This window comes from Planococcus sp. CAU13, from assembly GCF_000775575.1.
Classification (GTDB): domain Bacteria; phylum Bacillota; class Bacilli; order Bacillales_A; family Planococcaceae; genus Planococcus.
In genome coordinates this window covers 1-11,267 of record NZ_JRGN01000207.1, presented here as the reverse complement: position 1 = coordinate 11,267, position 11,267 = coordinate 1, and the positions used below count along the sequence as shown (strand labels likewise).

Sequence of the window (11,267 nt, the reverse complement as noted above, 5' to 3'; positions counted from 1 at the left end):
AACCGCAACTAAATCAATTATAAGCGCAACTAAAACAGTTCTAACCGCACCTGAAATTCCAAATCGCGCAACTAACAAAATAATCATGTATAATATTTCCAAAATATCGCGATATTTTTCTCCTTCCAAACAAAAAAGCTGCCCTCTGCGGACAGCTCTCATTTTATTTCCCCAATTGTGCATCAAAATAATTGATCGTTCCCTGATACAATCCCAGCGCCGCCTGTTCGCGGAATTGCTTGGAAGAAATGATTCGCTCTTCATTGTAATTGCTCAGGAAGCCGAGTTCGACGAGGACCGCTGGCTGGCGGTTTTCACGCAGCACGAGATAATTGCCCGGCTGCACGCCGCGGTCGCGGAGCGTCAATTTTTTTCCAAGGCCGTCATTCAGGTAGCGGGCAAGTTCTTTCTGGTAATCATGCATATAATACGACGTAAAGCCGGAGACGCTGTTGTCCTCCGTCGCATCGTAATGAATGCTGATAAAGGCGTCGGCCGCTGTATTATGGGCTTCAGCGACACGTTTCCGCAAATCGACATAGACGTCGGACTGACGCGTCATGCGGACTTCGGCGCCGGCAGCCTGCAGATGCTGCGCCAGCAGTTCAGCTGTTTTCAGTGTCAGACCTTTTTCTTCCGTTTTGCGTACGCCGAGCGTGCCGCCGTCATTGCCGCCGTGCCCGGGGTCCAGCACAATCGTCAAGCCGTCGAGTGTGCCTTTTTTGCGTTCGGGTTTTGCTTCTTCAGCTTCAATTTCCTGTGCACCGTCTGCAACCACCCATGATGCAATAAAACCGGTGCCGCCGTCAGCCAAAGAGACCTGATACCAGTCGCCTTCCTTCGCGACAACTACCAGTTGATCGCCGGCATTGGCGCGGGCGGCAACTTCAGAAGAAGTGGAAGCCTGGGAGCGGATATTTGTGCCGTTTGTCTGAACGGTTACAAGATCAACGCTTGTGTCGGATTTCTTTTCTGCAGTCTGGTTGGACAGATGGCCGTAGAATGAATAGACCCAGCCGGTTTTATTGTCTTCCAGTTGGATCTGCACCCAATTGCCTTCCAGCTGAAGGACCGGATAAACTTCGCCTTTTTTGACGGTGCCTTGCTTTGCGGAACTGAGATCGGCTTTTTTGCGGACATTCAACGCATCCACCGCGATTTCAATGGATGATACGTCGCTTGTTGCAGGTGCCGGATTCGTAATCGTGATGTCGTTGATGCTTATGTATTCTTTTGAAACGAATCCGCGGATCCCGCGGAATTCCACTTCAACCCAGTCGCCCGCATCGCTGATGACGTTCGCCTGTTCACCGGCGTTCATCTGCGTTAAAACGGATGCGGAAAGATCCGGCTGCGCGCGGACATTCAGCCGGTTTACGGAAGATACAGCCGTTTTCGCCGCTGCTGCAGCGGCGTTTTCCGAACTTTTCGTCAGCCAGGAAGCGATCCAGCCGGTTTCTCCTGACACGGCCACTTCGATCCAGTCGCCGCTTCTTGACAGTTCCTCGACAGCATCGCCGCCTTTCATGAATGCGATGACCGGGTAGCTGAGTCCCGGACCGCTGCGGACATTGATGGAAGCTTCGGCCACTTCAATGCCTGCTGTATTGGCGGAAACGTTGAGTTCATTGCTGAGTGGCAAAGCCTGTGAAATCATTAGAATAAGAACTATGTATGCAATAAAAGATTTTCGGCTCATACAGCACCTCCTCTATGGAACTTGATTTTATTTTAGCAAATAAAACATGCGAAATGTGAAAAAGGTTGACAAGGTGCAAAGGAAAATTTAAGATTAAGCTTATTATATGAAATCAACGCCTATGACGAAGAAAGTAACCGCATGATTGGCTGATAAGAGAGGGGAAGTCCCAGGCTGCAAACTTCCCTGCAGAAATGTGTGGCGAACAACACTTAAGAGGCTCTTTTCTGAACGATGCAGGCGACGCCGGCATTTAATAGGAAGGGACGGAACCGGCCGTTATCCGGGAATGAGAGGGTGCGATTTTTTCGCATCAACTAGGGTGGAACCGCGGAAGCTTGGATACAGGCTCTCGTCCCTTGCGCAAGCAAGGGGCGGGAGCTTTTTTGTATGGAAAAAAAGAGGAGTGAAAGACATGGGCAACAATATTCAATTGCCGCGCGGCACATACGATGTGCTGCCGGAACAATCCGCCAAATGGCAGGAAGTGGAACAGAAAATCAATGAGCTTTGCAGGCTGTACCAATACAAGGAAATCCGCACACCGATTTTCGAGCACACGGAATTATTCCAGCGCGGAGTTGGTGATACAACCGATATCGTCCAAAAAGAAATGTACACGTTCCAGGACCGCGGCGACCGTTCGCTGACGCTGCGTCCGGAAGGTACCGCTTCTGTCGTGCGTTCCTACGTGGAAAATAAATTATTCGGTTTGCCGGACCAGCCTGTGAAATTATCGTATATGGGGCCGATGTTCCGTTATGAGCGCCCGCAGGCAGGCCGCACGCGCCAGTTCGTTCAGTTCGGCGTCGAAGCGATCGGCTCAAAAGATCCGGCAATCGATGCAGAAGTCATTTCGCTCGCAATGGAAGTCTACCAGGCTGTCGGCTTGAAACAATTGCGTCTCGTCATCAATTCACTTGGTGATACTGAAAGCCGCGTGGCACATAAAGAAGCGCTGATCCAGCACTTCGAGCCGCGCATCGATGAATTCTGTGGGGACTGCCAGACGCGCCTGACGAAAAATCCGCTGCGCATCCTGGACTGCAAAGTCGACCGCGACCACGAGCTGATGGGGACAGCGCCTTCTTTGGCGGATTACCTGAGCGCGGAATCACAAATCTATTTCGATGGCGTTAAATCGTACCTTGAAGCGCTCGGCATCGACTATGTCGTCGATCCGAATCTCGTGCGCGGACTGGATTATTACAACCACACCGCATTTGAGATCATGAGTGATGCCGAAGGTTTTGGTGCCATTACGACGCTTTGCGGCGGCGGCCGCTATAATGGCCTTGTCGAAGATCTTGGCGGACCTGATTCGCCGGGCATCGGCTTTGCGATGAGCATCGAACGTCTGCTGCTCGCGCTGGAAATGGAAAAAGTCGAAATCGGCCAATCAACCAATCTCGAAGTCTATGTGATAGCGATGGACGAATCGTCGAAAATGAAAGCTTTTACGCTTGTGCGTGACCTCCGTGCTCAAGGCATTTCCGCCGATATGGATTTCAACGGCCGTAAAGTTAAAGCGCAGATGAAATCGGCGGACCGGAAACAGGCGGCATACGTGATCGTCATCGGCGAAACAGAACTGCAAAGCGGAAGAGCAGCCCTTAAACAAATGGCAACCGGCGATCAGCAGGAACTTGAGTTTGAGGCGATTGCGAGAGCTATTCTGGAGAACCGTCAATAGAGTGTTTTATTTATACCGTTAAGATAATGTTTTATTTATATAGAAGAAAAATGTGAAGAGATAATTGGAGGAGTTAGTATGACGAGAACGCATTATTGTGGTGAAGTGAACGAAACTGCGATCGGGCAGCGTGTTTCCATCAAAGGATGGGTACAGAAACGCAGAGACCTCGGCGGTTTGATTTTTGTGGATGTCCGTGACCGTTCGGGGATTGTGCAGGTCGTATTCAATCCCGAAATTTCAGAGGACAACGTGAAAATCGGTGAAACTTTGCGCAATGAATTTGTTGTGCATATCGAAGGACTGGTTGTGGCACGTGCCGAAGGCCAGGTCAATGAATCGCTGAAAACCGGTAAAATCGAAATTCAGGTGGATTCTGCAGCCATCATCAATGCTGCGAAAAACCCGCCGTTTGCGATTGAAAACAACACGGATGTCAGCGAAGACCTGAGGCTGAAATACCGCTATCTGGACCTTCGCCGCCCAGAGATGTTCGAAACGTTCAAGATGCGCTCTGAAGTCACCAAATCGATCCGCCGCTTCCTGGACAACGAAGGTTTCCTGGAAGTGGAAACGCCGATTCTGACAAAATCGACTCCGGAAGGTGCTCGCGATTATCTGGTGCCGAGCCGTGTCCATGACGGGGAATTCTATGCTTTGCCGCAGTCTCCGCAATTATTCAAGCAGATGCTGATGGTGTCGGGTTTTGATAAATATTACCAGATCGCCCGCTGTTTCCGCGATGAAGATCTGCGCGCTGACCGCCAGCCGGAATTCACGCAGATCGATATGGAAATGAGTTTCCAGACGATGGAAGATATCCTGGAAATGAACGAGCGTCTGATGGTGCAGATGATGAAAGAAGTAAAAGGAATCGACATTGAACCGAAATTCGAACGCATGGAATACACGGAAGCGATGGAGCGTTTTGGTTCCGACAAGCCGGATGTCCGTTTCGGCATGGAATTGATCAACGTGTCGGAACTCGTGAAGGATTCTGCGTTCAAAGTGTTTACTGGAGCAGTTGAAAACGGCGGCCAGGTGAAACTGATCAATGTCAAAGGGCAGGCAGCCAATTATTCACGCAAAGATATCGATGCACTCGGTGAATTTGCCGGCCGCTACGGTGCAAAAGGACTGGCGTGGCTGAAAGTGGAAGGAGACGTCGTCAAAGGGCCGATTGCGAAATTCTTCGAAGGCGAAGCGGCTGAATCCCTGATTGCGGCAGCTGATGCTGAAGCGGGAGACCTGCTGTTGTTCGTCGCTGATAAAAAAGCTGTCGTGGCGGATGCACTCGGTGCACTGCGAATGAAATTCGGCAAAGAACTCGGGTTGATTGATGAATCGGTTTATAAATTCCTGTGGATCACAGACTGGCCGCTGTTTGAATACGATGAAAAAGAAGGGCGTTATTTCGCGGCGCATCATCCGTTCACGATGCCTTTCGAAGAAGATATCGATAAACTTTCAACGGAACCGCAAAATGTCCGTGCACAGGCATATGACCTCGTATTAAATGGTTTTGAACTCGGAGGAGGGTCAGCCCGTATTTACCGCCGTGACATCCAGGAAAAAATGTTTGAAGTGCTCGGATTTTCAGAGGAAGAGGCGCGTGCTCAATTCGGTTTCCTGATGGAAGCCTTTGAATACGGCACGCCTCCACACGGCGGCATCGCGTTCGGCCTGGACCGTCTGGTCATGTTGCTTGCAGGACGCACAAATCTCCGCGATACCATTGCGTTTCCGAAAACGGCCAGTGCCAGCGACCTGTTGACAAACGCTCCAAGCCCTGTTGCCCAGGAACAACTTGATGAATTAAACCTATTACTGAATGTTCAGAATAATTCAAAAGGACTAGAGTGAATTGGTTGTAGAAATTTCGTGTGTGTGCTAATATAACCTTAGTAGAGAATCCTGATGTGTTCGTTACTAGCAATTCAGTTTTGACCCAACATTTTGTCGTCGGGAGACCGGATTTCAACGTGGCTAACATGCCTTAACCGGAAGTTATAAGCGGTGAAGAGGTCACCCACCTGCTAGAAGCGGGTTCAAAAACGATATGCAAGTCAAGGACGGCACGATTGGGATTCTCACTTAAAACTTTAATCATCCCTTCAGCAATTCAATTTGCTGGGGGGTTTTTATTTGTGTATAATTTCAGATAGATTAAACTTCAAACAAGGTACTCAACATGAAAGGCAGGAACCCTATGTTACATCAATTTTCACGAAACGAACTGGCTGTGGGCAAAGAAGGAATCGAAATGCTGAAGAATTCCACAGTGGCAATTCTTGGAGTTGGCGGAGTCGGTTCATTCGCAGCTGAAGCCTGTGCACGCAGCGGCGTCGGCCGCATCATCCTTGTCGACAAGGACAATGTCGACATCACCAACGTCAACCGGCAGCTGGTTGCAAATCTTTCCACGATCGGCCAGTCCAAAAGCGCTGTCATGAAAAACCGCATCGCTGATATCAACGAAGACTGCGAAGTCATCGATTTACATATGTTCTATACAGAAGAGACATATGAAGAATTTTTCAGCTACAATCCGGATTACGTCATAGATGCTTCGGATACGATGATCTACAAAGTGCATTTGATGAAGGAATGCCACAAGCGCGGCGTCAAAATCATTTCGAGCATGGGCGCAGCCAATAAAACGGACCCAACCCGTTTTAAGATTGCCGACATCTCAAAAACACATACGGATCCTCTCGCTAAAATCATCCGCAAGAAGCTGAAAGAAGCAGGCATCCGCAAAGGGATTCCAGTGGTATTCTCGGATGAAAGCCCGATCATTGTGCGCGAAGATATTGTCGGAACTGTCGGCAAGCCGGAAGCGGCGATCCGCAAAGCGAAAATGCCGCCGTCCTCCAATGCCTTCACGCCGTCAACAGTCGGCCTGATCTGCGCCAGCTGGGTGGTCAATGACATCACTTCATCGATCCCGATCAATCGAGTGCGCAACAATTAAAAAATCCGGCTCAATCAACTGAGCCGGATTTTTGCTGCTTACTATTTCTTTTTACGAAACGATTTCAGCTTCTCATAAATGCCCGCAAACTTTTTCTCTTCGCCTGCGATGACCGGTATATAGAATTCCGTTTTCTGCAGCTCTTTCGGCAAATACTCCTGATCTGCCCAGCCGCCGAACGAACCGATCGGCGTATCGTGCGGATAGATGTAGCCGCCGTGTCCGAGCTCCGCACTTCCGGCATAATGCGCGTCGCGGAGGTGCATCGGGATGTCGCCTGTCAGCCCTTTATTGATGGCGGAAGTTGCGGCATCGATCGCTTTATAGGCGGAATTGGATTTCTCCGACAGGCACATCTCGGCAACGGCCTGTGCCAGCGGAATCCGTGCTTCCGGCAAGCCGAGGCGGTCGGCCGCCTGGCACGCTGCCAGTACATGGCCGCCGACTGCCGGGTTCGCGAGACCGATGTCTTCATAGGCCATTACGAGCAAACGGCGGGTGACCGCTGTCAGATCCCCGTTTTCCAGCAGATGGGCCAGATAATACATCGCCGCGTTGACGTCGCTGCCGCGCACGGATTTCTGCAGCGCCGACAGCAGATTGAAGAAATGCGACCCTTTTTTGTCGCCGAACACGCCGACGCGTTTGATCATCTGTTCGATCATCTGGTCTTCGACGATGTATTTGCCGTCTTCTTCATCGGAAGCGATGACGATCGATTCCAGCATCGTCAATGCTTTGCGTGCGTCTCCGTTCGTGCCTTCGGCGATGCGCTCAATTTGTTTTTGTGAAATATCGATTTCCTGTCGTCCCAGGCCGCGCTTCGGATCATTCAAAGCCGTTTCGAGCAGCTTGACGATGTCTTCGTGTGTCAGCCGTTTCAATTGTTTGATTTCACCGCAGCGGGAGCGGATGGCCGGGTTGACATCGTGGAACGGATTTTCGGTCGTCGCACCGATCAGCACGATCGAGCCGCTTTCAACATGCGGCAGCAGCGCGTCCTGCTGGAGTTTATTGAAGCGGTGGATTTCATCCAGGAATAACAGGACTTTCCCTGTCATCCGGGCTTCCTTGACAACATCCTCCACATCTTTTTTGCCGGAAGTCGTCGCATTCAGCGCGATGAACGGCAGATTCGAAGTCCCGGCGATGGCGTGGGCGATCGACGTCTTGCCGATTCCGGGATCGCCATACAGCAGCATCGACGGCACATGACCATTGTGTATCATTTTATATAAAGCGGTATGCGGGCCGATGACGTCCTGCTGTCCGACGACTTCGTCAATCGTGCGCGGCCGCATGCGAAAAGCCAATGGTTCGTTGTGCAATGAAAAAAACTCCTTCCATAAATCCTTCCTTTAAGTATATCGCGGCGCGTTTCAAAAGTCATTGCAAGTCCATATACGTCAAATTATGCTATACTGTTTTGAAGAATAAGGGAAATTGACTCCAGAGGTGTATCAATGAAGATTTCGACAAAAGGCCGATATGGCTTAACCATAATTATTGCACTGGGAAAAGAATACGGTGAAGGGCCCCTGCCGCTTCGGAAAATTGCGGCGGAACACGACCTGTCAGAGGCGTACCTGGAACAATTGGTGGCACCGCTGCGCAATGCCGGACTGGTGAAAAGTGTCCGCGGTGCTCACGGCGGCTATATGCTGGCGCGCCCGCCAAGGGAAATTTCGGCGGGAGATGTCATCCGTGTGCTGGAAGGCCCGATCCAGCCGGTTGAAGGAATCGAAGACGAACCAATGCCGCAGCGCGAATTGTGGATACGCATTCGCGATGCGGTCAAGAATGTGCTGGACACCACGACGATCGAAGACCTGGCAAACCAGCAGGAATCAACGACAGAAAATTATATGTTCTATATATAAGGGAGTTTATACGATGAATCGAATTTATCTTGACCATGCGGCCACTTCTCCGATGCATCCGGAAGTGGTCGAAACGTTTTCAAAAAGGCTGGCAGAAATTTTTGGCAACCCGTCAAGCATCCACGGCACCGGCCGTGAAGCGAGAAAAGTGCTCGATGAATCACGCAGCCTGCTAGCAAAAAGCATTAATGCGGACGATCCGGAAATCATTTTCACAAGCGGCGGAACAGAAGCGGACAATCTGGCCATTTTCGGCACCGCGCTGAAAAGGGAAGGCAGACACATCATCACGTCACAGATTGAGCATCATGCCGTATTGCATGCCTGCCAGAAACTGGAACGTGACGGCTATGAAGTCACGTATCTTCCGGTGGGCAGCGACGGACTCGTGAAGGCGGATGACGTGAAAAAAGCGCTCCGGGACGATACAATTCTTGTGACGGTCATGCTCGGCAACAATGAAGTCGGCAGCATGCAGCCGATCGCTGAAATCGGGGCCATACTGGAAGGCACCGAAACGGTCTTCCATACGGACGCGGTTCAGGCATACGGCGTATTGCCGATTGACGTCGAAGAGCTGAAAGTGGATTTATTGTCCGTATCAGCCCATAAGCTGAACGGGCCAAAAGGCGTCGGTTTTCTTTACCAGCGAAAAGGCGTGAGCCTCGCTCCGCTAAGCTACGGCGGCGAACAGGAACGGAAGCGCCGTGCGGGAACTGAAAATGTTCCCGCAATCAGCGCGTTCGCGAAAGCTGTATCGTTATCGCTCCAGACAATGGAACAAAAAGCAGCCGACTACCAGCAATACAAAGAAATTTTCAAAGGGACGCTCAACGAAGCGGGCGTTGACTATAAAGAGAACGGCAGCAATCAGTTGCCGCACATCCTCAATTTGAGCATCAAAGGAATTGAAATCGAATCGTTCCTCGTCAATTTGGATATTGCCGGCATTTCCGCTTCCAGCGGTTCGGCATGCACCGCCGGTTCCATCGATCCCTCACACGTTTTGGTGGCGATGTACGGTGAACAGGCGGATGAAATACGCAATTCGATCCGTTTCAGTTTCGGCTATGGGCTGACACTGGAACAGGTACAGCAAGCGGCTGAAAAAACAGCCCAAATCAGTAAGCGCCTGGCGCTAAAGTGAAAAGGTGATGGATATGACAGTTAAAGCACCGCAGGATACGCGGGTTGTTGTCGGCATGTCCGGAGGGGTCGACTCTTCGGTTGCCGCTTATTTATTGAAGGAACAGGGCTATGACGTAATCGGCATTTTCATGAAAAACTGGGATGACACCGATGAAAACGGCGTCTGCACAGCGACGGACGATTATGAAGACGTCATCCGCGTGTGCAACCAGATCGGCATTCCGTATTACGCCGTCAACTTCGAAAAACAATACTGGGATAAGGTTTTCACTTATTTCCTGGATGAATACAAAGCCGGCAGAACACCGAATCCGGACGTTATGTGCAATAAAGAAATCAAATTCAAGGCATTTCTGGAGCATGCACTGAGTCTCGGTGCGGATTATTTGGCGACCGGCCATTATGCACAGGTGGAACGCGCGGAAAACGGCGAAACGAAAATGCTGCGCGGCAAAGATAACAATAAAGACCAGACATATTTCCTTAACCAGCTGGATCAGGAGCAATTATCCAAAGTGATGTTCCCGATCGGCCACATGGAAAAGAAACGGGTGCGTGAAATCGCTCTTGAAGCGGGTCTTGCCACTGCAACGAAAAAAGATTCAACCGGCATCTGCTTTATCGGTGAGCGCAATTTCAAGGAATTCCTCGGGCAATATCTGCCGGCACAGCCCGGTTCGATGGAAACGATGGAAGGCGTCAAAATGGGTTCGCATGACGGCCTGATGTATTACACAATCGGCCAGCGCCAGGGGCTTGGCATTGGCGGAGCGGGCGACCCGTGGTTCGTCATCGGTAAAGACCTTGAAAGAAATATTTTATATGTGGGGCAAAATTTCCATCATGAAGCTCTTTATTCAGACAGCCTGAGTGCGGCAAACTTGAGCTTCACGTCGGATTCAATGCCGGCTGAAAAATTCGCCTGCACAGCGAAATTCCGCTACCGCCAGGAAGACACAGGCGTTACAGTGGAACTGAAGGACGGCGAAGCGATCGTCACATTCGATGCGCCGGTTCGTGCCATCACTCCTGGTCAGGCAGTCGTTTTTTATGACGGCGATGTGTGCCTCGGCGGCGGGACGATTGATAAAGTGTTTAAAGAAGGCGCACGCCTCGAATACGTCGGCTAATGGGAGAGGTTTGGATGAATTACAATGAAATCGGCATACAGGCCATACAGGACGGCGAAACAGAACGAGCGGTGGAGGCTTTCACGAAAGCGATCGAAGAAGAACCTGAAAATCCGCTTGGCTACATCAATTTTGGCCACGTTCTGTCTTCAATGGAAGAAACAGAGCGGGCCGAACGCTTTTTCCAAAAAGCGATCACACTCGATGAAACATCTGCAACCGCCTATTATGGCCTTGCAAATCTTTATTTCAACGCGGAACGCTATGAAGAAGCGCTGAAGCTTTACGAAAAAGCGGTGCAGTATAACCTGGAAGGCGCCGACGCCCTGTTCATGATCGGCAAATGCCTGGAGCGCCTCGGCCAGACGAAACTGGCGCTGCCGTATCTGCAGCGCGCAGTCGAACTGGATGATACGGATGTTGCGGCGCGCATGAGCTACGGCGTCACGCTAGCTTCACTGGAACTGTTTGAACTGGCGGAGCCGCAATTCATCAAAGTGCTCGAATTGGAGCCGGACCATTCGGACGCCCATTACAATCTGGGCGTCCTGTATGCCGTGTCCACAACCCGCACGGAAGATGCACTTTACCATCTCGAACGGGCATTTACACTTGATGAAGAAAATGAAATGGCACGCTATGCATATGATATGATTAAGACAAATCTTCAATAAAGAGAAACTTCATTCAGTGGTGGTTTTCTTCACCCCACTGAATGTTAGTTGATCCAATCGGGTTTTTA

The 11,267-nt window shown here is 50.6% G+C and carries 9 protein-coding genes, 1 other RNA gene and 1 other annotated feature; of the genes, 8 read left to right on the top strand and 2 right to left on the bottom strand.

The window, feature by feature from the left end; genetic code table 11:
- Positions 1-163: 163 nt before the first annotated feature.
- Positions 164-1,699 carry an SH3 domain-containing protein gene (locus KW93_RS09255; protein ID WP_033542723.1) on the bottom strand — a complete coding sequence of 512 codons (1,536 nt, stop codon included), beginning with the start codon at positions 1,697-1,699 and terminating at the stop codon, positions 164-166.
- A gap of 112 nt (positions 1,700-1,811) precedes the next feature.
- Positions 1,812-2,062: a binding site (T-box leader), on the top strand.
- Between the two features lie 52 nt (positions 2,063-2,114).
- Here KW93_RS09255 and hisS point away from each other — a divergent pair.
- The 4 genes from hisS (at position 2,115) to KW93_RS09240 (ending at position 6,366) form a co-directional block, all read left to right on the top strand.
- Positions 2,115-3,392 (top strand): histidine--tRNA ligase, encoded by a 1,278-nt coding sequence (gene hisS / locus KW93_RS09250; protein ID WP_033542722.1) that lies wholly within the window; start codon positions 2,115-2,117, stop codon positions 3,390-3,392.
- 78 nt (positions 3,393-3,470) lie between these two features.
- Entirely contained in the window at positions 3,471-5,255 is a 1,785-nt protein-coding gene (gene aspS, locus KW93_RS09245) for an aspartate--tRNA ligase (protein WP_033542721.1), read from the top strand.
- A 45-nt stretch (positions 5,256-5,300) separates the two neighbouring features.
- Positions 5,301-5,484, top strand: a non-coding RNA gene (ssrS, locus tag KW93_RS17120) — 6S RNA.
- Positions 5,485-5,601: 117 nt separating this feature from the next.
- Positions 5,602-6,366: a tRNA threonylcarbamoyladenosine dehydratase gene (locus KW93_RS09240; protein ID WP_033542720.1), complete on the top strand. Its 765-nt coding sequence runs from the start codon at positions 5,602-5,604 to the stop codon at positions 6,364-6,366.
- Between the two features lie 41 nt (positions 6,367-6,407).
- Here the strand turns inward: KW93_RS09240 and KW93_RS09235 are convergent, their stop codons facing one another.
- Positions 6,408-7,694 (bottom strand): replication-associated recombination protein A, encoded by a 1,287-nt coding sequence (locus tag KW93_RS09235; protein ID WP_033542719.1) that lies wholly within the window; start codon positions 7,692-7,694, stop codon positions 6,408-6,410.
- A 135-nt stretch (positions 7,695-7,829) separates the two neighbouring features.
- Here KW93_RS09235 and cymR point away from each other — a divergent pair, with 135 nt between their 5' ends.
- From cymR to KW93_RS09215, 4 genes are read left to right on the top strand one after another with little or no spacing between them, the layout of a single operon-like run.
- Entirely contained in the window at positions 7,830-8,246 is a 417-nt protein-coding gene (gene cymR / locus KW93_RS09230) for a cysteine metabolism transcriptional regulator CymR (RefSeq protein ID WP_033542718.1), read from the top strand.
- A gap of 13 nt (positions 8,247-8,259) precedes the next feature.
- A complete protein-coding gene (locus tag KW93_RS09225) occupies positions 8,260-9,393 on the top strand; it encodes a cysteine desulfurase family protein (RefSeq protein ID WP_033542717.1) in 1,134 nt (377 codons plus the stop codon).
- Positions 9,394-9,406: 13 nt separating this feature from the next.
- Positions 9,407-10,525 (top strand): tRNA 2-thiouridine(34) synthase MnmA, encoded by a 1,119-nt coding sequence (gene mnmA / locus KW93_RS09220; protein ID WP_033542716.1) that lies wholly within the window; start codon positions 9,407-9,409, stop codon positions 10,523-10,525.
- 14 nt (positions 10,526-10,539) lie between these two features.
- Entirely contained in the window at positions 10,540-11,199 is a 660-nt protein-coding gene (locus KW93_RS09215; protein ID WP_033542715.1) for a tetratricopeptide repeat protein, read from the top strand.
- The last annotated feature ends 68 nt before the right edge of the window (positions 11,200-11,267 follow it).